The sequence below is a fragment of the Curtobacterium sp. PhB146 genome, assembly GCF_004342995.1.
Lineage (GTDB): Bacteria > Actinomycetota > Actinomycetes > Actinomycetales > Microbacteriaceae > Curtobacterium.
Genome location: NZ_SMBN01000001.1, coordinates 206,766 through 229,945, shown reverse-complemented (window position 1 = coordinate 229,945; position 23,180 = coordinate 206,766). Strand labels below are relative to the sequence as shown.

19 protein-coding genes are annotated in these 23,180 nt (G+C 71.5%); 8 read left to right on the top strand and 11 right to left on the bottom strand.

Annotation, left to right across the window (positions count from 1 at the left end):
- From EDF33_RS01080 to EDF33_RS01060, 5 genes are all read right to left on the bottom strand, one after another.
- The gene (locus EDF33_RS01080) at positions 1–681 is read right to left on the bottom strand and encodes a hypothetical protein (RefSeq protein ID WP_132099112.1); all 681 of its coding nucleotides are present in this window, start codon (positions 679–681) and stop codon (positions 1–3) included.
- Positions 681–1,544: a hypothetical protein gene (locus EDF33_RS01075; protein ID WP_131877598.1), complete on the bottom strand. Its 864-nt coding sequence runs from the start codon at positions 1,542–1,544 to the stop codon at positions 681–683. Before EDF33_RS01075 ends, EDF33_RS01080 begins: the two co-directional genes overlap by 1 nt.
- The gene (locus tag EDF33_RS01070) at positions 1,541–3,427 is read right to left on the bottom strand and encodes a putative T7SS-secreted protein (protein WP_347812760.1); all 1,887 of its coding nucleotides are present in this window, start codon (positions 3,425–3,427) and stop codon (positions 1,541–1,543) included. The genes EDF33_RS01075 and EDF33_RS01070 overlap by 4 nt, the downstream gene beginning before the upstream one ends.
- A gap of 2 nt (positions 3,428–3,429) precedes the next feature.
- Positions 3,430–3,759, bottom strand: a complete 330-nt coding sequence (locus EDF33_RS01065; RefSeq protein ID WP_123936922.1) for a hypothetical protein — start codon at positions 3,757–3,759, stop codon at positions 3,430–3,432.
- A 100-nt stretch (positions 3,760–3,859) separates the two neighbouring features.
- A complete protein-coding gene (locus EDF33_RS01060; protein ID WP_071404660.1) occupies positions 3,860–4,156 on the bottom strand; it encodes a WXG100 family type VII secretion target in 297 nt (98 codons plus the stop codon).
- A gap of 107 nt (positions 4,157–4,263) precedes the next feature.
- On the opposite strand from EDF33_RS01060, the gene EDF33_RS01055 reads away from it, so the two are divergent.
- Positions 4,264–8,685: an FtsK/SpoIIIE domain-containing protein gene (locus tag EDF33_RS01055; protein ID WP_132099110.1), complete on the top strand. Its 4,422-nt coding sequence runs from the start codon at positions 4,264–4,266 to the stop codon at positions 8,683–8,685.
- Between the two features lie 52 nt (positions 8,686–8,737).
- On the opposite strand, the gene EDF33_RS01050 is transcribed toward EDF33_RS01055, so the two are convergent.
- The 6 genes from EDF33_RS01050 to EDF33_RS01025 form a co-directional block, all read right to left on the bottom strand.
- Positions 8,738–9,346, bottom strand: coding sequence for an FHA domain-containing protein (locus EDF33_RS01050; RefSeq protein WP_132099109.1), 609 nt, complete (start codon positions 9,344–9,346; stop codon positions 8,738–8,740).
- Complete coding sequence (locus EDF33_RS01045; RefSeq protein WP_111085350.1) at positions 9,346–9,954, bottom strand: hypothetical protein; 609 nt, start codon at positions 9,952–9,954, stop codon at positions 9,346–9,348. Before EDF33_RS01045 ends, EDF33_RS01050 begins: the two co-directional genes overlap by 1 nt.
- A gap of 5 nt (positions 9,955–9,959) precedes the next feature.
- Positions 9,960–10,763: an oxygenase MpaB family protein gene (locus tag EDF33_RS01040; RefSeq protein WP_165918687.1), complete on the bottom strand. Its 804-nt coding sequence runs from the start codon at positions 10,761–10,763 to the stop codon at positions 9,960–9,962.
- Between the two features lie 92 nt (positions 10,764–10,855).
- Positions 10,856–11,221: a hypothetical protein gene (locus EDF33_RS01035; RefSeq protein ID WP_132099107.1), complete on the bottom strand. Its 366-nt coding sequence runs from the start codon at positions 11,219–11,221 to the stop codon at positions 10,856–10,858.
- Between the two features lie 61 nt (positions 11,222–11,282).
- Positions 11,283–11,576, bottom strand: a complete 294-nt coding sequence (locus EDF33_RS01030; RefSeq protein ID WP_123340961.1) for a hypothetical protein — start codon at positions 11,574–11,576, stop codon at positions 11,283–11,285.
- Between the two features lie 43 nt (positions 11,577–11,619).
- Positions 11,620–12,054: an ester cyclase gene (locus tag EDF33_RS01025; protein WP_132099106.1), complete on the bottom strand. Its 435-nt coding sequence runs from the start codon at positions 12,052–12,054 to the stop codon at positions 11,620–11,622.
- A 357-nt stretch (positions 12,055–12,411) separates the two neighbouring features.
- On the opposite strand from EDF33_RS01025, the gene sucC reads away from it, so the two are divergent.
- From sucC to EDF33_RS00990, 7 genes are all read left to right on the top strand, one after another.
- A complete protein-coding gene (gene sucC / locus EDF33_RS01020) occupies positions 12,412–13,581 on the top strand; it encodes an ADP-forming succinate--CoA ligase subunit beta (protein ID WP_132099105.1) in 1,170 nt (389 codons plus the stop codon).
- Positions 13,582–13,592: 11 nt separating this feature from the next.
- Complete coding sequence (gene sucD / locus EDF33_RS01015; protein ID WP_123340958.1) at positions 13,593–14,480, top strand: succinate--CoA ligase subunit alpha; 888 nt, start codon at positions 13,593–13,595, stop codon at positions 14,478–14,480.
- Positions 14,481–14,621: 141 nt separating this feature from the next.
- Entirely contained in the window at positions 14,622–16,604 is a 1,983-nt protein-coding gene (locus EDF33_RS01010) for a DUF6350 family protein (RefSeq protein ID WP_132099104.1), read from the top strand.
- Between the two features lie 41 nt (positions 16,605–16,645).
- On the top strand, positions 16,646–17,239 hold the full coding sequence (purN, locus tag EDF33_RS01005; protein WP_123936914.1) for a phosphoribosylglycinamide formyltransferase: 594 nt from the start codon (positions 16,646–16,648) through the stop codon (positions 17,237–17,239).
- The gene (purH, locus tag EDF33_RS01000) at positions 17,236–18,870 is read left to right on the top strand and encodes a bifunctional phosphoribosylaminoimidazolecarboxamide formyltransferase/IMP cyclohydrolase (protein WP_132099103.1); all 1,635 of its coding nucleotides are present in this window, start codon (positions 17,236–17,238) and stop codon (positions 18,868–18,870) included. Before purN ends, purH begins: the two co-directional genes overlap by 4 nt.
- A 582-nt stretch (positions 18,871–19,452) precedes the next feature.
- The gene (locus EDF33_RS00995) at positions 19,453–21,261 is read left to right on the top strand and encodes an ABC transporter ATP-binding protein (protein ID WP_111085340.1); all 1,809 of its coding nucleotides are present in this window, start codon (positions 19,453–19,455) and stop codon (positions 21,259–21,261) included.
- A complete protein-coding gene (locus EDF33_RS00990) occupies positions 21,258–23,162 on the top strand; it encodes an ABC transporter ATP-binding protein (protein ID WP_243692322.1) in 1,905 nt (634 codons plus the stop codon). Before EDF33_RS00995 ends, EDF33_RS00990 begins: the two co-directional genes overlap by 4 nt.
- Positions 23,163–23,180 lie beyond the last annotated feature (18 nt).

Genomic DNA, 23,180 nt, shown 5'->3' with positions numbered 1-23,180 from the left:
TCAGTGCCGTTCGACGTGCGCGAGCGGCGGCTGCTGACGCACCCACGTGGCGTGCTCGACGGGGAGCTCGTCGATCCAGGCGGTGAGGACCGGCACCGGCACGTCGTGCGCGCGTGCGACCTCGAACACGATCTCGGAGAAGGCGAACGCGGCGTCACGGTCCGCCGTCGCCACCACGACCATGAGGTCCTCGGGCACGATGTCGACACCGTGGCGGAACAGCCACACCCGGACCACGCCCGGTGTGAGCGGAGCTCGTTCGGCGAGTGCGTCGGAGAACCCCTGGGACGCGGACGGTGCCGGGCGGAGCGTGACCTCGGCGCCGTCGGGGAACGGACCACCCGCGGCGATGACCGTCTGCTTCTCGTCTGGCTGCACGACCTGCGGGTAGGGCTGGTCGATGTCGAGCACGAGACCCCAGTCAGTGGGCAGGCCGGCGACCAGACGTGACATCGGCAGTGACAGCGGCGTCGCGGCGACCCCGGCCGGGATGCGGGCGACGGCCGCTGCGGGATCGGTGAAGGCCAGCGCGAGGGGGATGCCCTCGGGGCTGACGACGCCGAGTGGGATTCCCTGCTCGTCGTGTCGGAGCGCGACGACCTCGGCAGCTGCGAACGCGAACCGCGAGCGCACCATCAGGGCGCGTCGCTGTGCGGAGGTGAGGTTCGTGGTGGTGCTCATCAGGAGAAGATCCTCGCGAACAGGCTCGGTCGTGCTGCCGACGGGGGTGTGAACACGAGCGCGAACGTCGGGTGCAGCGGGTCGCCGGGGTGGGGGATGTCGCGGATGATCGCGTACCCGTCGGAGAGTACCTCTGACTGGACGCCCTGCGGGAACACGAACCGGGCGAGCAGTTCGGCCCAGTCGTCGGCTCCGCGGATCTCGGTGCCCCACGTCGGGCGGACGACACCGGACAGCGTCGCGTACGCGCCGAGGTCGGGACGCACGTCGTACCCGAGGTCGCCGATCGTGCGGACGATCGGAGCGAGTCTGCCCCAACCCTGTTCGTACGGGCCGGTCGACGGCACGGTGTACGTTCCGCGGGCATCGGCCGGCAGGGGTTCCACGGTCTTCTCGATGCGGGACACCGTCGTCGGCACCACCCCGGGTTCGTGGCGGTCGATCGCTGCTCGGTCCGGACTCAACGTCGTGCGGAAGCGGCGCGGTTCGTACTCGTTCCGCCAGCCGTCCTCGATGTTCGCGTCGGTCCGGCCGTCGACGGCGAACGATGCGACGTGGAACGAGTCCGGCAGGGCCACCGACTCGAGGACCGCGGGTGCGGAAGTCGTGTGGACGAGCGCCGCGCGCGGGACGACGACCTGTCGCCCGCGTTCGAACAGCGTGCCGTCGAGATCCTCGACCTCGTGGCCATCGTCCGACAGGGCGTTGAGCAGTCGCAGGCTCGCGCCGTACTCCGGCCACAGTGGGTCGACGGTGTCGGTGATGGTCCACCGGCCGTCCGCGGCGCGCTCGGGCAGGGCGTTCCAGGACGGTGAACGGTCCAGGAGCTCGTGACCCGCCCGGGTGACGCCGCTGCGGGTCACCGCAGTCGGTCCTGGACGGACTGCGTCGCCTCGCTGATGTCCCACGGCGCCGTCACGATGCCCGCCGCGACGGCCGGCCCGCGCGAGCCGAGGTCGTGCAGCGCGTTCGCGTACTGGTTCGTCGTGAGGACCCCCGGCTGTGGACTCCGCGTGGCCGGGTCCATCAGCACCTGGTTCATCCCGTCGGGGACGACGTTCCCCGCCTGGTCGACCGGGCTGAGCACGCCGGTGTTCACCAGGTCGCTCGTCGACTTGTCCGTGAAGAGCTGGTGCTGCCCGCCACCGCCGAACTGGGTGTTCGCCTGCGCGGTGCCCTCGGCGTGTGGCAGCGGTTGGTTCACCAGGTAGCTGTCGCCGGTGTTGCGGTAGTCGGGGTGCGTGGACGCTCCTGCCGGGACGCCGTCGTGACCGGCGTGGGACTGGACGCCCACCTGCACGGACTCGCTGTAGTTCGAGGCGCTGCCGCCGGCGTGCATGGTGCCGTCAGGGACGTAGAAGTTGCCGTGGCCAGGACCGCTGATCTGGAGCGTCTGCCCGACGAGCGAGTCGGCGTCGCCGTTCGCCCAGCGGTCGACACCGAGGTAGCCACTCTGGAAGCCGCCCTTGCCACCCTGCCAGTGCCGCGCGAGCTCGGCGAGGGAGGACCCGCCGTTGTCCCAGTACGCCTGCGTGGCCTTGTTCGCGATCTCCGGCATCGACCGGACCGAGGCGATGAAGCCGTCGCCCGGACGTCGGAGTGCACCGACCGCCGCGGAACCGCCGTGCACGGCGAGGGCGCGGAGCGACTCGACCGAGCGGAGGGCTGCACCGTGGCGCAGGTTGTTGACGAGGTGCAGACCCGGCGCGAACAGCTGTCGGCTCTCCGAGGCGACGTGTCGACCGGCCGAGCTGAACTTGGCAGCGAGTGAGGCGCCCTTCGCGAACTCCTCGCCGATCTTCGCCGCGGTGGTGATCCCCTTCATCCCCGGGATGCAGTCGAGCAGCGCGAAGGCGAGGTCCCACCCGTCGGCGGTGCCCTTCGACATCTTGTACAGGGTGTCGGCGAGGACGAGCAGGGCTGCGCCGAGCACGATCCAGGCGAGTGGCCCGCCGATGATCATGACGATGATGCCGCCCACGGCGACGACGACCTTCGCGATGGAGACGATGGTCTCCCACGCCTCGGACCCGAAGATCTTGTCCCACGTGGACTGCTTCCCGAGGCCCGCGTCGGCTGCTTCACCGATCTTCGTCGCGGTCCGCTGCTCGGCGTCCTGCCAGTCACCCTTCGCATCCGCGACGAGCCGCTTCGCCGCGTCGATCCGCGACTGCGCCGCCGCGATGTCGCCCTGCGCGGACGACACGGACCCCTGCGCGACGGAGGCGTTGTCGGACGCCGCCCGCAGCTGCGCCGGCGAGGGTACGTCCACCCCGTCCGGCACCTCGGAGCCGGCCGGGTAATCGTCCGCGACCTTCGACAGGTCGGACGATGCCGATTGGTAGTGCGACAGGTTCGACTGCGCGTCGGAGAGCCGGTCCTGCGCCGCGGCGAGGTCCCCGGAGGCGTCCTTCGCGTCCGCGAGCGCACCGTCGGCCCGGTACTGGGTGTCATCGACCGTGTCCGCCCACCCCGACAACGCGGTCGCGGCGAGTTCGTACGAGTCGACGAGCTTGGTCAGGTCCGACGGGGTGTCCTCGATCGCATCGACGAACACGTCGGCGGCTTCACCCTCCCAGTCGGTCAGCCACCCGGACCCCTTGACCGACTTCAGCCGGGTCGAGGCGTCATCGGCTGCGTCGGAGATGCGCTGGTACTCCCGCGACATCATCCGCAACGTCGACGGATCACCCTTGACCGGATCATCACCCTGATCGACGACATCCCACCCCGACGGCCGCCCCATGACTACTCCGCCCTCGAGGCAGCGGGTCCGCCGCCGCCGTTCTCGTCGTTGACCTGCAGTGCCTGTGCGAGCTGCTCGTCGGTCTCGGTGTAGGTCTCGACGGACGCGCTCAGCATGTCCGCCAGCGCCTTCGTCGAGTCGCTGATCTTGTCGCGCTTGTCACCCCAGCGGTGGTCGAAGTCGTGCAGGGCGTCCTGCACGGTGCCCGAGCCGATCTCGTCGTCGGACGCGTCGACGCGCTTGTGCGCCTGTTCGAGCGTGCTGTGCACGGTCGACAGGTCGGTCTGGAGCTCCCCGAGCCCCATCAGGTCAACGAGCAGTCTCGAAGCCACGGAACAATCCCTCCCCGATCACGAACCGGAAGCCACCGCCACCGGAACCGCGTCGACCCCGTGCCCCACGCGATCGCGGGACACGGGGTCGTCAGCGGTGTCAGCCCTTGAGGCCGGAAGCGAGCGACTCGTCCGTCTCGGACAGGGTCTGCGACGCCTTCGACAGGAACGTCGACAGGCCCTCGAGCCCCTGGACGGTCTGGGTCACGCCACGGTTGAACTCGTCGTAGGACTCGCCGAACGCGACGGACGACTTGTCGGTGACGTAGCCGTCGGAGATGAGCTGCTGGATCTTGCGCTGCAGGGCGGAGAGACGGTCTTCGATGTCCGCCTGACCCGCCTTGAGGTCGGAGGCTGCTGCCTCGAGGTCTGCGTACGAGACGTTGATGTTCGCCACGGTGTGACTCCCTTTCCCCGGAGTTTCGTCATGTCCCCCCAACGGGGCGTGTTGCAGGGGACACTACCATCGTCCTGCGACATGTAGTCAATGCTACGGGGGATGCCATGACCTTCACGTTCACGATGGTCGACCGCGAGAGCGGTCAGACCGCCAACGTCTACGTCGACGGGGACGACACCCGTGCGGTCGGCGAGCTCGTCGCCGAGGCCGAACGCCTCATCGCGACGGACGTCGTGGCCTCCGGACGGACCCCGGCGTACTTCGTCGGCGAGCAGCCGCTCGACCTGGCGGCGACGGTCGCCGAGTCCGGTGTGCGCGAGGGCGTGGTCGTGGCCCGCAGCCTCGAGCAGGTGCCGCCGCAGCCGCTCCGTCCGCTGACCGACGCCGAGATCCGGATCGTCTCGGGCCTGCACGCCGGCACCATCGTGCGGGTGGGCACCGGCACGGTGACGATCGGCACGGCGACGAACGCCACGGTGCGCATCCCGGTGAGCACCACCGCCGAGGTCGAGGCCGAGGCCACCGGGGCCGAGACCGTCCCGGAGGTCGCCCTGCTCGTGTCGGTCACGGCCGACGGCGCGAAGGTCCGTCCGGCGAACGGCTTCGCCGGGGCGGTGCTCGACGGTGCTGCCGTCACCGAGGAGACCGACTGGCCGGAGACCGCGCAGCTGGCGATCGGCGGGGTCCTGCTCGGCTTCGGTCGGGCGCCGGACCGTGGGGCGCACCTGTCCCTGGCCGACGACGGCATGTCGCTCGAGTACAACCGCCCGCCGCGCATCCTCCCGCCCGACGAGCACACCCGCTACCAGCTGCCGGCCCCGCCGACCGAGCCCCCGGCGCGGGCGCTGCCCATCCTGATGGCGCTGGCGCCGATGGGCATGGCCGTGATGTTCGTGTCGACCACCGGTCGCTGGATCTACCTGCTCATCGCCCTGCTGTCGCCGATCCTGATGATCATCACGGGCCTCCAGGGTCGCCGTCAGGGCAAGAAGACGTACCGCCAGCGGATCGTGGAGTACGAGGACACCAAGGCGCGCATCGAGGCGGACGCGACCGAGAGCCTCCAGTCCGAACGGGCACGCTGGATCGCGAGCGCCCCCGACCCGGCTGCCGTCTACGAGACGGCGGTCACGCCGCTGCCGCGCCTGTGGGAGCGGCGTCGGACCGACCCCGACCACCTGCTCGTCCGCGTCGGCACGGCGACGCAGCGCTCCGAGGTGACCATCGAGGACCCGGAACAGCTGTCGCACAAGCGGACCGTCGCGTGGGAGGCGACCGACGTGCCGGTCCGGATCCGCCTGGCGGAGCGCGGCGTGATCGGCATCGCCGGCCCGGACGACGACGCCCGACGGCTGGCGAACTGGGTGGTCGCGCAGCTCGCGACGCTGCAGAGCCCGAAGGACGTCACCTTCACGCTGCTCACCGACACCACCCGGACCGCGCTGTGGGAGTGGATGTCCTGGTTGCCGCACGTCCGCCGCGACGGCGCCGACCAGCCGATGACGAGCATCGCCTCGAACGCCGCGACGACCGCGCGGGCCATCGCCGAGCTCGCGGCGGTCATCGACGCCCGGAAGGAAGCCGGCATCGGCAAGAAGACGCCGCCGGCCGACGAGATCGTGGTCGTGATGGACGGCGCCCGACGCCTGCGTGCGATGCCGTCGCTCGTGCAGGTGCTGAAGGAGGGGCCGTCGGTCGGGGTGTTCAGCATCTGCCTCGACCTGGACGAGCGGCTCCTGCCCGAGGAGTGCGACGCCGTGGTCGTGGTCCGCGACGACCGGATCCGGGTCACGCAGCAGCGCAGCGAGCGGATCGACGATGCCCGACCCGACCTGGTCGACCAGGACTGGCTCGAGTGGGTCGCCCGGTCGCTGTCGCCGATCGTCGACGCCAGCCCGGACGTGCAGGACGGCGCCATCCCGTCGTCGGCGCGGCTGCTCGACGTCCTCCAGCTCGAACCGCCGACGTCCGAGGCCGTGCAGGCCCGGTGGCTGCTCGGCGGACGCAGCACGACCGCCGTCATCGGCGCCTCGATCGACGGGCCGTTCGCGATCGACCTGCGGAACGACGGTCCGCACGGACTCGTCGCCGGCACGACCGGTTCCGGCAAGTCCGAGTTGCTGCAGACGATCGTCGCGTCGCTCGCCGTCGCGAACCGGCCGGACGAGATGAACTTCGTGCTCGTCGACTACAAGGGCGGTGCGGCGTTCAAGGACTGCGTCGACCTGCCGCACACGGTCGGCATGGTCACCGACCTCGACACCCACCAGGTGGAGCGGGCGCTGGAGTCGCTCGGCGCGGAACTGCGCACCCGCGAGCACGCCCTGGCGGAGGTCGGCGCGAAGGACCTGGAGGACTACCAGGACCTGCAGGCGAAGCGCGCGGCGTCGGGCGACGCGATCCCGAGCCTGCCGCGGCTGCTCATCGTCATCGACGAGTTCGCCTCGCTCGCCCGCGAGCTCCCGGACTTCGTCAAGGGCCTGGTGAACATCGCCCAGCGCGGTCGGTCGCTCGGCATCCACCTCGTGCTCGCCACACAGCGCCCCGGCGGTGTCGTGTCGCCCGAGATCCGCGCCAACACGAACCTGCGGATCGCGTTGCGCGTCACCGACCAGTCGGAGAGCCAGGACGTCATCGGCGCGAACGACGCCGCGCGGATCGCGAAGACGACGCCCGGTCGCGCGTACGTGCGGCTCGGCGCGGCCTCGTTGCTGCCCTTCCAGTCCGGTCGGGTGGGCGGGCGTCGGCCCGGCACGGACGACCAGGAGGCCCGGCCCGCCCTGGTCCGCGAACTCACCTTCGCCTCGTACAGCGAACCAGCCCCCCGCCCGGCAGCCGTCGAGGCCGCCGCCAGCGACGTGGAGGTCACCGACCTGAGCGTCCTCGTCGCGTCGATCGGCGACGCCACCCGCGCCCTCGGCACCCCCGAGCAGCGGAAGCCGTGGCTGCCGCCCCTCGGTGCGGTCGTCGGACTCGACGACGTCGAAGCCGCCGGTGCTGCCGGTGCCACCGAGCTGCCGCCGCTCGCCGTGGCCTGGGGCATCGAGGACCACCCCGCCGACCAACAGCAGCGCCCCGCCGTGTTCGACCTCGACGCCGACGGCCACCTGTTCGTCATCGGGTCGCCGCGCTCCGGCCGCAGCCAGACGCTCCGCACCCTGGCCGGTGCGATGGCCCTGCGCCTCGGCGTCGGTGACGTGCACATGTACGGGATCGACTGCGGCAACGGCGCCCTGCTCGCGCTCGGGGCCCTGCCGCACTGCGGTGCCGTGGTGCAGCGGCACGAGCCTGACCGGGTCTCGCGGTTGCTCGGCATCCTGCTCCGCACCGTGCAGGAGCGCCAGGCGGCCTTCGCGAGCGGCGGGTACTCGTCCATCGCCGAGCAGCGGTCCGACGAGCACACCACCCCGCTGCCGCACGTCGTCGTGTTCCTGGACCAGTGGGAGAGCTTCATGGCGACCCTGGCCGACGCCGAGAACGGTGCGCTGCACGACGCCGTCCAGACGCTGCTGCGCGAGGGCGTCGGCGTCGGCGTGCACCTGATCGTCTCCGGTGACCGCACGCTGACCTCCGGCCGGATGTCGAGTCAGGTGGAGCGGAAGCTGCTGCTCGCCCTGGCCGACCGCGGCGACTACAACTACGAGGGCATCAACGGCAAGAAGCTGCCGGAGTCGATCCCGCCCGGCCGCGGCTTCCGGAACGCCACCGCGACGGAGACCCAGGTCGCCGTGCTCCCCGGTGGCCTCGGCGGACGCGACCAGGCAGCGGCGATCCGCGGCATCGGCGACGAGGTCCGCGCCCACGTCCCAGCAACCGTGCCGAAGCCGTTCCGGATCGACGTGCTGCCGCGGTCCATCACGTTCGAGGAGGCCGTGCGGTACCTGCCCTCGGCGGACGCCTCGGTCGGCCGGGTCGCGCTCGGCGTCGGCGGCGACGAGCTCCGGCTCTTCACCCACGACTTCGTGCACGACACCCCGGTGTTCATCGTCGCCGGCAGCCCGCGCTCCGGCAAGAGCACCGCGCTCGTCGCGATGGCCCGGCACGTCCTGTCCGCAGGTGGGTCGGTCGTCGCGGTCACGCCGCGGGACTCCCCGCTCCGCGCACTCGAGGGTGCACCGCGCGCGACCGTGGTCACCGACGGCGGGATCGGGGCCGAGGGCCTCTCCGCCGCGATCGACACCGGCTCGGACGGCTTCACGCTCGTGCTCGTCGACGACGCCGAGGCGCTCAAGGAGACCCCGGCCGAACCGGTGTTCCGGGCGGTCATGGACTCCGACCGGGGTCGTTCGGTCGGGCTGGTCATCGCCGGCGACGTCGAGGGCGTCGCGAGCGGGTTCCGTGGCTGGCAGGTCGACGCGAAGAAGGCCCGTCGCGGGATGCTGCTCGCGCCGCTCAGCACCGTCGACGGCGACCTGATCGGGACGAAGCTGTCGAAGAGCCTGGTGACGCAGGACCGCGTGCCGGGTCGGGCGCTGCTCAACGACGCCGACCAGGCGCTGCGGCTGATGCAGGTGCCCGCCGACTGACGGGGACAGCGCGACGTCGCGCGCCAGCGTCGCGCCGCCGCGCCGCTCGGCGTCAGCCGAGTGGGGCTTCGCCGACCAGCGCGGTCTGCGGCTCGGCGCGCAGCGTGTGGCCGCCGAACACGACCACGTCGCCCGGCTGCACCACGGTGCGCTGCGCCGGCGGCACCATCGTCGCCGGGAACCCCGGCCGCTGCAGCTCGACCCCGTTCGCCGACGCCGTGTCGAGCACCCAGAGCGACCCCTCGGCACCGAAGCCGAACTCCAGGTGCGTGCGGCTGAGCAGCTTGTCCGGGTCCTCGAGCGCGATCATGTGCGCGTAGCCGCCGTCCGGGTGGGCGCTCGCCGGGTCACGGCCGATCAGCCCGCCACCGGACACGGTCACCCGCTGGTGGTCGTCGAGCACCAGGACGGCCGCCGCGGTCTGCCGGGCCGGAGCCGCGTCACGGCGAGCCGTGCCACCGGCGGAGCCCAGGGGACGCCCGGGCAGCTGCGCGACGGTCGCCCGCACCCGGTCGGCGCTGGCGCGGGGAGCCGGCGGCGGCGTGACGACCGCGCGGGCGAGTTCGCCGCGCTGCGCCATCCGCGCGAGGTCGTCGACGGTGACCCGCTCGACGACGGGCCCGACGGGCTTCCGACGCTTCCGGAACGGCCAGATCCGCATCAGTCGACCCCGCCGCCGACGGTGGCCGAGTCGATGAGCTCGAAGGTGTCGGTCACGGTCTCGAACAGTTCGTACAGCGGCTCGGCCAGGTCGGTCGCGGGCGAGGACACGCTCACCAGCGCGACCTGGTCACCGGCCGGCACGAACGTCTGCATCAGCACGACGTCGAACGAGCCGCGGCCGTCCGGCGCCTGCACGGTCGAGACGCCCCAGACGCGCGGCACCCGACCGACGCGCGGGACCTCGTGCACGTCGACGTGCATGCCGTCGTCGTCACCGCCGAGCGCGGCGACGTGGTCGGTCAGGGCGGCGAGCGGGTCGCCCCCGGCCTCGGGCGCCGGCAGGACCGTGACGGTCAGGGCGCCGGAGACGATGCCGTCCTCGCTCGGCTCGGCGAAGGCCGCGCAGTACCGCGCACCGCTGTCCCACGCCGACCGCGCGAACCGACGGAGGGCCCGGACGATCTCGGTCCGGTGGTCCCAGAGCTCGCGCTGGTCCTCGATGCGCTCCTGCACCAGGGCGCTGATCCGGTCGTCGCGGCGCTCCGGCTCGACGGGCAGCTCGAACCAGGAGCGCGGGACCGTGATGGCGAAGTGGTCGACCGACATGCCCGCTACCGTACCGTGGCGTGTCGCCCGGCCGTCCGGCGCATCGCCCGCAGCAGCAGCGGACCCGGCAGCCGCAGCAGGGCCCCGGGCAGGACCGACCGCACGCCGCTGACCGCGACGACCGTCCGCTGGAACCGCCGTTGCTCGCGCGGCCCCCACGCGAACCCGTACGCGGTCCGCAGCCGCTCCGGCAGCATCCCGACCGTGACGATCCGGACGAGCGGCATCGCGGCACGCACCCAGAGCGGCGCGAACCGCGGGTGGAGCAGGTCACGTACCACCCCGCGGGCGTCGTCGGTGACCTCGAGCCGGTCGAGGGCGTCGGCCCAGTACTCGTCGAAGGCCGCGACCGAGGTCGGCCAGCGCTCGGCGGGCACCCGCAGCGTCGTCGCGATCGGGGCGTACGCGGCGAGCACGGCTTCGGCGCGTTCCGCCGTGACGGGAGCGCCGAACAGCTCGTGCGCCCGACGAGCCGAGTCGAACAGGGTCGCGGCCACCCACAGCTGCCGGTCGACGTCGTCCGCGCCGGTCACGGGGGCGTGGGCCCGGTTCACGAAACCCGCGGCGATCGCGGCGTCCTGCTCCGTGCCGGAGACGACGGCGTACACGAACATCAGGGTGTGGGCCAGCCGCTGCTGCGGTCGACGGGCGAAGTCCGAGTGCCGACGGACCCCCGCCGCGACGACCGGGTCGGCGATCTGCAGCAGGATGGCGCGGCCGCCCGCGGCCACGGGCGTGCTGTCGGCGAGGAACCGACGCAGGCTGCGGTCGTGGACGCGACCGGACGACGGACGGGAGGTGGGCCCCACCAGCCGGTTCCGGCGCACCGCGCCAGCGGGGTGACGGCCGTGACTGGAGGGACGTGGCGGGCCCGGCACCGGGCCTCCAGGCCGTGGGGTGGTCACGGTCCACCCCGTCGGCGTCGCGCCCGCAGGACGGGGACGAGATCAGCGGCGATCGCCGCGACGAGCGCGACCGCGCCGGTCACGAGGGCGGCCACCAGGTACGTGCCGTCGACCCGGACGTCGCCCGTCAGGGCGAGCAGGGTGGCCACGAGCCAGATCGCGGGGAGCGGCCAGAGGCGGCTCGGTGCTCCGGTGACGACGGCTCCGACCACCGCGACCGCGAGGAGCGGGACCCATCGACCTGCCGGCTCGGACTGCGCGGCGAGGTGTGCGGAGGCTGCGACGAGCAGCATCGCCGCGATCGCCACCAGGCGGGCGGCCGACGGCATGCTGCGGACGCTGGCTCGGACACGACGGAACACGGCCCGATGCTACGGGCCGTGTTCCGCGGATCCCTGGGGGCCGCTGGTCATGCGGTGCCAGTCAGAGCGGCTTGGTGCCGAGGTCGCCCCCCAGGTCCGGCCGGTCCTCGTCGGCGTCGTGCTCCCACAGGTCGGGGGAGCCCTCGCGTGGGGAGCCGCCGGTCGGGCCGTCGTCGGTACCGTCACCGGGCTGCGGCTCGACGGTCTCGCCGGCGACCGCGTCGTTCGTCACGGTCTCGAGGGACTCCTCGGACTCGTCCACCTCGTACGGGCCGACGTGCTCGCGGTCGATGTCGTCGTCGCGGCGCTGCTGGGCCTCGAAGTCGTCGACGGGGCTGATACCGGGATCGCTCATGGTGTCCTCCTGGGTGTGGGTGGTGCCGGGTGTCCGATGGTGTTCAGGCGCTGACGAAGTGGACGTCGCCGGAGCCGAGCGCGAGCTGCTCCGCCAGACCCTTCTCGTCGGTGGCACCCCAGCGTTCGGCGATCTTGCCGTCACGGAACTTCGAGACCTGGATGCCGCGGACCTCGAAGGTGCGACCCGTCGCCGCGTGGCCCTGGAACGGACCGGTGTGGGTGCCGCGGATCGTGAACACCGCGGTGATGTAGTCGTCCGTGACGACGAGCGGGTCGGGTTCGAGCGTGAGGTCCGGGAACGCGGTGGTGAACTCGGTCCAGAAGTCGACGATCCCCGCGAGGCCGGGCTGCTGGCTGGGCGCGGGGTCGTGGTCCACGACGTCCTCGGCCCACACCTCGGGGAAGCGGTCGAAGGCCCGCGCCTCCAGGATCTCGCCGAGTCGTTCCTGTGCCTGCTGGTTCTGTTCCGCGGTCATGCGCGCTCCTTCGTTCGGGCCATCCGGTGGTTCGGGCCTGCCGGTGGTTCGGGCTTTCCGGTGTACGCCGGGTCGGTGAGAGCGGCGTCCAGGGTGCGCGAGTTCACCTGCGGGACACCTCCCCGTCACGGTGGCCGTGCACACTGCCGGTGCTCGGGGGAGTGGAGCGCGGTCGCCGACGGGTGGTCGAGCGACCGCGCCTTCCCCTGCGTCCCGCGCCGCCCGTTGTCTCGACGTCCATGTCGCCGCGCTAGGCTGCGTGACGGCCGTTGTCTCGACATCGAGCGACCCTCGATGTGGAGTGCGCGACCGGGAAACCGATGCCGATCGCACGAACCGTGCGGGAAGAAGAACAGCGTGGATCTTTTCGAGTATCAGGCCAGGGACCTCTTCGAGTCCTACGGCGTCCCCGTCCTCCAGGGGATCATCGCCGACACCCCGGAAGAGGCGAGAGCGGCGGCCGAGAAGATCGGTGGCGTCGTGGTCGTCAAGGCCCAGGTGAAGGTCGGCGGGCGCGGCAAGGCCGGCGGCGTCAAGGTGGCGAAGACCCCCGACGAAGCGTTCGAGCACGCCCAGGTCATCCTCGGGCTCGACATCAAGGGCCACACCGTGCAGCGCGTCATGATCGCCCAGGGCGCCGACATCGCCGAGGAGTTCTACTTCTCCGTGCTGCTCGACCGGGCCAACCGCTCCTACCTCTCGCTCACCAGCGTCGAGGGCGGCATGGAGATCGAGCAGCTCGCAGTCGAGAAGCCCGAGGCGCTCGCCCGCGTCGAGGTCGACCCGCTCACCGGGATCGACGCGGCCGCCGGTCGCGCGATCGCCGAGCAGGCCGGCTTCCCGGCGGAGCTCGTCGACCAGGTGGCCGACGTCTTCTCGAAGCTCTACGACGTCTACAAGGGCGAGGACGCCACGCTCGTCGAGGTGAACCCCCTCGTCCGCACCGGCGACGGCCAGATCCTGGCGCTCGACGGCAAGGTCTCGCTCGACGAGAACGCCGACTTCCGCCACCCCGCGCACAAGGACCTCGAGGACTCCGCCAGCGAGGACCCGCTCGAGGCCAAGGCGAAGGCCCACGGCCTGAACTACGTCAAGCTCGACGGTCAGGTCGGCGTCATCGGCAACGGTGCGGGCCTCGTCATGTCGACGCTCGACGTCGTCGCCTACGCCGGTGAGCGCCACGGCGGCGTGAAGCCCGCGAACTTCCTCGACATCGGCGGCGGCGCCTCGGCCGAGGTCATGGCCAACGGCCTCGACGTCATCCTCGGCGACCCGCAGGTGAAGAGCGTCTTCGTGAACGTCTTCGGCGGCATCACCGCCTGCGACGCCGTCGCGAACGGCATCGTCGCCGCCCTCGGGATCCTCGGTGACGCGGCCACCAAGCCGCTCGTCGTGCGCCTGGACGGCAACAACGTGGAAGAGGGTCGTCGGATCCTGGCGGAGGCAGCGCACCCGCTCGTCACCGTCGCCGCGACCATGGACGACGCGGCCGAGCAGGCCGCCGAACTCGCCGCTGCCGCGGCCTGAAGGGACTGACCATGTCGATCTTCCTCAACAAGGACTCCAAGGTCATCGTCCAGGGCATCACCGGCGGCGAGGGCACCAAGCACACCGCCCTCATGCTCAAGGCCGGCACCCAGGTCGTCGGTGGCGTCAACGCCCGCAAGGCCGGCACCACCGTCACCCACGGGGACGTGTCGCTGCCCGTCTTCGGCACCGTGCGCGAGGCCATCGACACCACCGGTGCCGACGTCTCCATCGTCTTCGTGCCGCCGGCCTTCGCCAAGGACGCCGTGCTCGAGGCCATCGATGCCGCGATCCCGCTCGTCGTCGTCATCACCGAGGGCATCCCGGTGCAGGACGCCGCCGAGTTCTGGGCGCACGCCAAGGCGCTCGGTGGGACGACCCGCATCATCGGCCCGAACTGCCCCGGCATCATCACCCCGGGGGAGTCGCTCGTCGGCATCACCCCGGCGACGATCACCGGCAAGGGCCCGATCGGCCTCGTCTCGAAGTCGGGCACCCTGACCTACCAGATGATGTACGAGCTGCGGGACCTGGGCTTCTCGACCGCCATCGGCATCGGCGGCGACCCGGTCATCGGGACGACGCACATCGACGCGCTCGCCGCGTTCGAGGCCGACCCCGAGACCGAGGCCATCGTGATGATCGGTGAGATCGGTGGCGACGCCGAGGAGCGCGCAGCCGAGTTCATCAAGGCGCACGTCACGAAGCCGGTCGTCGGGTACGTCGCGGGCTTCACTGCCCCCGAGGGCAAGACGATGGGCCACGCCGGAGCGATCGTGTCCGGTTCCGCCGGCACCGCCGAGGCGAAGAAGCAGGCGCTCGAGGCCGCAGGCGTGAAGGTCGGCAAGACGCCGTCCGAGACCGCTGCGCTGCTGCGTGAGGTCGTCGCCGCCCGCTAGCGGTTCGTCCGTTCCGCAAACACCGGTGTTCGTCCGTCGAACCGCGTCCTGCGCGTGTTCGGTCGACGAGCACCGGTGTTTTGCGTGGGTGGCCAGCGCGGCTGACCAGCGCAGGGCACGCCTCCACGTATCCTCGCTGCGATGAACCGCCTGGGAACCGCTCTGCTCGCCGCGATCGAGGCGGTCGTGACGGTCGGCGTCGGCATCGGGATCGCACTGGTGCCGCTCACCCTGCTGTGGGGCTTCGAGTACGGCCTGCAGATCGACTGGGACGTGTTCTGGAAGGCCACCGGCAGCGTCTGGCTCGTCGGCCACGGCGTCGACGTCTCGTTCCTGCTCGGGTCCGCGCTGGCGAAGAGCTCCGGGGTCAGCGGTGCCGCCGATCCCATCCACGTGACGCTCGCGGCGCTCGGCTTCGCGGTCGTGACCGCCTGGCTCGGCGCCCGTGCGGGTCGACGCTTCGCGGAGACCGAGCACCGCACCACCGGCCTGCTGGTCGGGACGGCGGTCGTCGCGGCGCTCGGCCTGGGCGTCGCGCTGTCGTCGACCTCCGCTGCCACGCAGCCGACGATCTGGCAGGCCGTGGTCCTGCCCGCACTGTGGTTCGGGATCCCGGCGCTCATCAGCTCGGAGGTCTGCCGACGACGGCGCGACCTGCCGGCGGACCCCGCCACCCAGCGTGTGCTCGACCTGCTCGACCGCGTGCCCGTGCTCTGGCGTGCGATCGCCGGGTTCGGTCTCCGTGCCGGGACCGCCGCCACCGGAGTCGTCGTCGCGTTCGCCGGGGTCGTCGTCGCGTTCCTGCTCTTCACCTCGTTCGCCGAGGTCATCACCCTGTACGAGCAGTCCCACGCCGGTGTGATCGGCGGCATCGCCCTCACCGTCGGGCAGCTCGCGTTCCTGCCGGACTTCGTCGGGTGGGCGACGTCGTGGCTGATCGGCCCCGGGTTCGCCATCGGCACCGGTTCGAGCGTGTCCCCGATCGCCACGACCCTCGGACCGATCCCCGGACTGCCGGTGTTCGGCGCACTGCCGACCTCGGGCCACACCTTCGGCCTGGTCTGGATCCTGGTACCGGTGATCGCCGGCTTCGCGATCGGCGGCTCGATGCGCCCGCGACTCGTCCGTGCGCTGGGGAACGCCGACTCCGCACTCCACCGAGCGCTCGCTGGTGTCGCGACGGGCATCGTCGCGGGTGTCCTGACCGGGCTGATCGCCTGGGTGTCGTCCGGATCGTTCGGCCCCGGACGACTGGCCGACGTCGGCCCGCACGCCCTGGTGGTGGGTGGGTTCGCCGCGCTCGAGATCGGCCTGCCGGCGGTCATCGCCCTCGCCGCGGGCAGCGACCTCGTCCGCCTGCCGGACCGGGGCTGGACACGGGAGCGCTGGACCGAGACGGACGACGACGACGCAGACCGGACCGGAGCCGAGGCCGGGACGGGATCGCTGCTCGCCGCGCTCGACCAGGCCGGCGCGGGACGGACCACCGACGTGCACCGGTTCGTGGTCGAGGAGTCCCACGACGGGTCGACCGCTGCCCGCCCCCGCACCGCCGTGGACAGCCCGACGGAACCGATCGCCGACGAGCCGGTCGCGCCGGCGCCCGTCGCAACGCCTCGGACGCCCCCGCGCGATCCGGACCACGACGTGGAACTGCCGGCCTGGGCGAAGACCGACGCTGTCGCCTCGGAGCGCCTGGCCGACGAGAGCCCGAGCGAACCCCGTTCGTCGGGACGCGCCGCGATGGGTGCCCTCCGCGATCGACTGCACGGTGCCGCCGACGGTGTGCGGGAGCGTGCCGGTGGACTCCGCGAGCGAGCCGGTGGACTCCGCGACCGCGTGACCGGTGCCGACGCCGTAGCGGAGCAGCAGCGCCCTGCGCCCGCTCCGGAACGGCCCGCCACGTCGACGTCCACGCCCGACCACACCGACGCGCAGCCGGCGTTCCCGTGGAGCACCGAGGAGTTCGTCGCCGGACGGGACGACGTCGACGACGAACCGGCCGCACCCGAGGCCCCCGCAGCCGTTCCCACCCAGGCGGCCCGTCCGACGAACTGGGACGTCACCGACCAGATCCCCGACGAGGAGCTGCCTTGGTGGCGCCGCCCGAAGGACGATCGCTAGCGCCGACGTCACGTCGCGCGGGTCCCGGTAGGGTTGGTGCCGTGCTCGAACTGGTCGTCCTGATCTCCGGTACCGGGTCGAACCTCCGAGCCCTGCTCGAAGCGACCTTCGACGCCGAGTACCCCGCCCGTGTCGTCGCCATCGGTGCCGACCGCGATGCCGAGGGTCTCGGTCTGGGTGAGGAGTTCTCGATCCCCACCTTCACGGTGCCGTTCTCCCGCTTCGACTCGCGCGCGGCCTGGGGCGACGAGCTCGCCGAGCAGATCCGCCCGTGGTCGCCCGACCTGCTCGTGCTCTCCGGCCTGATGCGCCTGCTGCCCCCGGCCGTGGTGTCCGAGTTCGCCCCGGGCATCATCAACACCCACCCGGCGTACCTGCCCGAGTTCCCCGGCGCCCACGGCGTGCGGGACGCCCTGGCAGCCGGCGTCACCGAGACCGGCGCGAGCGTCATCGCGGTCGACGACGGCGTGGACACCGGCCCGATCCTGGCCCAGGAGCGCGTCCCCGTGCTCCCGGGCGACTCCGAGTCGACGCTGCACGACCGCATCAAGCCGGTCGAGCGCCGCCTGCTCATCCAGACCATCCTCGACATCGCCAACGGCACCACCGACCTGAAGGGCACCCCGAGCGCATGAGCGTGCACGCAGCCGACCCCAGCCTCTACCGCGACCGTGACGTGGTGCCGGTCCGCCGCGCACTCATCTCGGTGAGCGACAAGTCCGGCCTGCTCGAGCTCGCCGGTGCCCTCGCCGAGTCGGGTGTCGAGATCGTGTCGACGGGGTCCACCGCCCAGACGATCCGTGACGCCGGGTACGCCGTCACCGACGTCGCGAGCGTCACCGGGTTCCCGGAGTCGCTCGACGGCCGGGTCAAGACGCTGCACCCGTCGGTGCACGCCGGTCTGCTCGCCGACCTGCGCCTCGAGTCGCACGAGCAGCAGCTCGCCGACCTCGGGATCGCGGCGTTCGAGCTCGTCGTCGTGAACCTGTACCCGTTCGTCGAGACGGTGGCCTCTGGTGCCGACACCGCGACCGTGGTCGAGAACGTCGACATCGGCGGCCCCGCGATGGTCCGTGCGTCGGCGAAGAACCACCCGAACGTCGCGATCGTCGTCTCACCGTCGTCCTACGCCGAGGTCGTCGAGGCCATCCGCGCCGGCGGCACCTCGCTCGAGCTCCGCAAGCGTCTGGCGGCCCAGGCCTTCGCGCACACCGCGGCGTACGACACCGCGGTGGCGTCCTACTTCGCCAGCGACGTCGTCGCGGCCGCTGCGGCGCCGACGACCAGCGGCGACATCCAGACGCCCGGCGCGTTCGACGAGCACCTCGGCTTCACCGCCGACCTGTCGGCCACGCTCCGCTACGGCGAGAACGCGCACCAGGCAGCCGCGTTGTACACGAGCACCGACGGCGCCGGCATCGCGCAGGCGACGCAGCTGCACGGCAAGGAGATGTCGTACAACAACTACGTCGACGCCGACGCGGCCGTCCGTGCGGCGTTCGACTTCGACACCCCCGCGGTCGCCATCATCAAGCACGCCAACCCGTGCGGCATCGCGATCGCCCCGGCGGACGCCGCCGACCCGATCGCCTCGGCCCACGCCGCCGCGCACGCCTGCGACCCGCTGTCGGCGTTCGGCGGGGTCATCGCCGCGAACCGTCCGGTCACCGTGGCGATGGCCGAGACCGTGAAGGACATCTTCACCGAGGTCGTCGTCGCCCCGGGCTTCGACCCCGAGGCGCTCGAGATCCTGTCGCGCAAGAAGAACATCCGCCTGCTCACGCTGCCGGCCGACTTCGCCCTGGCGCCGCGCGAGGTCAAGCAGATCTCCGGCGGCTTCCTGGTGCAGGACGCCGACCGCTTCACGGCGTTCGACCAGTCCACGTGGACCCTGGTCGCCGGCGCGCCCGCCGACGACCAGACCCTCGCCGACCTGGCCTTCGCGTGGAAGGCGAGCCGTTCGGTCAAGTCGAACGCCATCCTGCTGGCGAACCAGGGCGCGAGCGTCGGGGTCGGCATGGGCCAGGTCAACCGGGTGGACTCGTGCCACCTCGCGGTCAACCGTGCCGGTGACCGCGCGACCGGCAGCGTCGCGGCGTCCGATGCGTTCTTCCCGTTCGCCGACGGCCTGCAGGTGCTGCTCGACGCCGGTGTGCGCGCGGTGGCCCAGCCCGGTGGCAGCGTCCGCGACGACGAGGTCATCGCCGCGGCGACGGCCGCGGGCGTCACGATGTACTTCACGGGCGAGCGCCACTTCTTCCACTGAGGCGAGCACTGAGGCGAGCACCACTTCCTCCACTGAAGTGAACAAATCGCGGCACCCTATTGCGCGCTGAGAGTCACTGTGAATAGTCTGTAAGGCTCCGCGACAGGCAGCCGACGGTCCCTCGGGACCGGTGGCACCGCGGACACAACGGTGACGAAGACGACGACTGGAGTGACGATGGACAACATGACCGGAACCGTGGCGACGGCCGCCCGTGCAGGTCTCGTGTCCGTCGTGGGGACCACTCCCGCACGGCGATCCCTGATCGCACCGCGACCGCGCGTCGCGGCCGCCGTCTAGCCAGGCCGTTCCCACGGCCTCGCGGCGCCGCACGACCAGCGTCCGCGAACCACCCGCCTGAACCCGGGGGACGAGTGTCTCCCGGTGCCCTCCGGCCCGACCGACGTCACGCGAGTGACGGCGGAGGCGCGACCACGCGCCCGGCCGACGATCACCACGCAACGCCACACCGAGCCTCCAGGTCGAGGCCGCGCACGCACCGCACGCCAGCAGCAAGCAAGCAGCAGGCGGCCAGGGCGCAGCGCGACCCGGGGACCCGGCAGACGCATGAGGACGCAACGCATGTCCAAGTCGCCCACCACGGCGCGCCCGTCCACCTTCCGCGCGATCGCGCGGATCTACCCCTACGTGAAGCCCTACCAGGGGCGCCTCATCGGCGGCATGGCCGCAGCGATGGGAGCCTCCTTGGTGGCGCTCGCAATCCCCTACGTCCTGCAGTGGCTCGTCGACGGCCCGCTGTCATCGAAGGACGGCGCACAGATCTGGCCCGCCGGCCTCGGCGTGCTCGCCCTCGGTGTGCTCGAGGCGTTCTTCATCGCCTCGCGCCGCCGGATGGTGATGCGCCCCTCGACGCGGATCGAGGCCAGCATGCGGAACTCGCTGTACGCGAAGCTGCAGGACCTGCCCGTCGCGTTCCACGACCGGTGGGAGTCGGGGCAGCTGCTGTCCCGTTCCGTGTCGGACCTGTCGTTGATCCGCCGCTGGCTGGCCTTCGGTGTCGTTCTGCTCGTCGTGAACGTCGTGACGATCGTCGTCGGCTTCGTCGTGCTGTTCACCTTCGGGTGGCTGCTCGGGCTGATCTTCCTGATCGCGTCGATCCCGCTGTGGATCAACGGGCTGCTGTTCGAGCGTCGGTACTCCGTCGTCGCGCGCCGCAGCCAGGACCAGGTCGGTGACCTCGCGACGAGTGTCGAGCAGTCGGTGCACGGCATCCGCGTGCTCAAGGCGTTCGGCCGCGGCGGGTCGAAGCTCGAGGAGTTCAGCGAGCAGGCCGAAGCCCTGCGCGGCACGGAGATCAAGAAGGCGAAGGCCATCGCGAGCATCTGGCTGTGGCTGCTGCTCGTGCCGGACGTCGCGTTCGCGCTGTGCCTGCTCGCCGGCATCTGGCTTGCGTCGCAGGGCGAGATGACCGTCGGTCAGCTGTTCGCGTTCTTCGCGACGGCGACGGTGCTGCGGTTCCCGATCGAGTCGATCGGCTTCCTGCTCTCGATGACGTTCGACACCCGCACGGCGGTCGACCGCTTCTTCGAGGTCATGGACTCCGAGAACACGATCACGGACCCGCAGGACCCGAAGACGATCGCGGAGCCGCACGGTGCACTGTCGTTCAACGGCGTGCACTTCCGGTACCAGGACTCCGCGCCGCAGTACCCGGACCTGATCAACGGCGTCGAGCTGCAGCTGCAGCCGGGCGAGACCATGGCGCTCGTCGGGCTCACGGGCTGCGGCAAGACGACGCTGCTCTCGCTCGTGCCGCGTCTGTACGACGTGACCGGCGGATCGGTGACGATCGACGGGGTCGACATCCGCGACCTCACCCGCGAAGAACTGCGCCGGCACGTCGGCGTCGCCTTCGAGGACGCCACCCTGTTCTCGTCGACCGTGCGTGAGAACGTGCTGCTCGGTCGACCGGACGTGCAGGGTGCCGAGGCCGAGGCGCTCATGCGCGAGGCACTCGACATCGCGCAGGCGTCCTTCGTGGACGACCTGCCCGACGGCGTGGACACCCGGGTGGGCGAAGAGGGGCTGTCGCTGTCCGGTGGACAGCGCCAGCGCCTGGCGCTCGCTCGCGCGATCGCCGCGCGGCCGTCGGTGCTCGTGCTCGACGACCCGCTGTCGGCGCTCGACGTCGACACCGAGGCACGGGTCGAGGCGGGCCTGCGGCGCGTGCTCGCCGACACCACGTCGCTCATCGTGGCGCACCGTCCGTCGACGGTGACGCTGGCCGACCGGGTCGCCCTGATGGAGAACGGCGTCGTCACCGCCGTCGGGACCCACCACGACCTGATGGCCACCAACGAGCACTACCGCTACGTCATCTCGTCGCTCGACGACGACGACGCGACCGCACGACAGGAGGCGATGGCATGAGCCAGCAGACGGACCAGAACCTGCCGGGAGGCACGGCACCGGTCACCGACGACGCTGCGGACGCGCAGTCTGCCGCGCCCGTCACCGCCTCGATCACCACCCTGGGCGTGCGCGGCGAGGAGCGCGAGGACTTCACCAAGGCGGAGAGCAAGCGCCTGCGGCGTCGCTCCCTCGCCCTGCTCGGTTCCCTCGCGGCCCCGCTGAAGCTCCGCCTGGTGCTGCTCGGGATCGTCGTCGTGGTCTCCACGGCGGGCACCGTCGCGGGCCCGGCGCTCATCGCGTGGGGCATCGACAACGCCCTGCCCGCCGTGATGGACCAGAACGACTGGGTGCCGGCGTTCGGCGTCGTCGCGACGTACATCGTCGTGGCCGTCCTCGGCGCGGTGCTCACCGCCTGGTACACCGTGCTCGCCGCACGGATCAGCCAGGCGATCCTGTTCGACCTGCGCAAGCGGGTGTTCCTGCACACGCAGCGGCTGTCGCTCGAGTTCCACGAGACCTACACGTCCGGCCGGATCATCTCCCGCCAGACGAGTGACCTCGACTCGATCCGTGAGTTGCTCGACTCCGGCCTGAACCAGCTCATCCAGGGCGTGCTGTACATGGTGTTCACCGCCGTGGCCCTGGTGCTGCTCGACCCGACGTCCGGGCTCGTGCTCGCGGTGTCGCTCGTGCCGCTCTGGTTCCTGATCCGCTGGTTCCAGAAGAACTCGCAGACGCTGTTCCGCGCCACCCGCGTCACCTCGGCGCGCGTGATCGTGCACTTCGTCGAGACGATGACGGGGATCCGTGCCGTGCAGGCGTTCCGCAAGGAGTCGCGCAACAAGGACGAGTACGGCGGCTTCGTCGAGGACTACCGGCTGGCGAACACGAAGGTGTTCAACCTGTTCGGGACGTTCGACCCGGTGCTCGTGCTCATCGGCAACGCCACGCTCGCCGCGGTCGTCGTCGTCGGCGGCTTCCGGATCGTCGGCGGGACGCTCGAGGTCGGTGCGCTGCTCGCGGTCGCGCTGTACGCCAAGCGCTTCTTCGACCCGGCGCAGGAGCTCGCGATGTTCTACAACGGGTACCAGTCGGCCTCGGCGGCGATGGAGAAGATCTCCGGCGTCCTCGAGGAGCGGCCGAGCGTGCCGGACCCCGTGAAGCCGACCAAGCTGGCCGACGCCACGGGCAAGATGGACTTCGACGAGGTCGTGTTCGCGTACAACGCGGGCAAGGTCGTCCTGCCGGAGTTCGACCTGCACATCCCGTCCGGGCAGACCATCGCGCTCGTCGGATCCACCGGCGCGGGCAAGTCGACGCTCGCCAAGCTCATGGCGCGCTTCTACGACCCGTCGCACGGTTCCGTGCGGCTCGACGGCGTGGACCTGCGCGACCTCGACACGAAGGACATGCGCCGCGCGATCGTCATGGTCACGCAAGAGGCCTACTTGTTCTCCGGCACGGTCGCGGACAACATCGCGCTCGGCAAGCCGGGGGCCTCCCGCGCCGAGATCGAGGGGTCCGCCAAGGCGGTCGGCGCGCACGAGTTCATCATGGCGCTCCCCGACGGGTACGACACCGACGTGAACAAGCGCGGTGGTCGTGTCTCGGCGGGACAGCGGCAGCTGCTCTCGTTCGCGCGGGCGTTCATCGCGGACCCGAAGGTGCTCATCCTCGACGAGGCCACGGCGTCGCTCGACATCCCCTCGGAGCGGCTGGTGCAGGAAGGGCTGGAGACCCTGCTCGCCGACCGCACCGCGGTGATCATCGCGCACCGCCTGTCCACGGTCGCGATCGCCCACCGCGTGCTCGTGATGGAACACGGGAAGATCGTCGAGGACGGCACCCCCGCCGACCTCATCTCGGGTACCGGGCGGTTCGCCCAGCTGCACGCGGCCTGGCGCGACTCGCTCGTGTAGGACGCAGCCGGGCTGCAC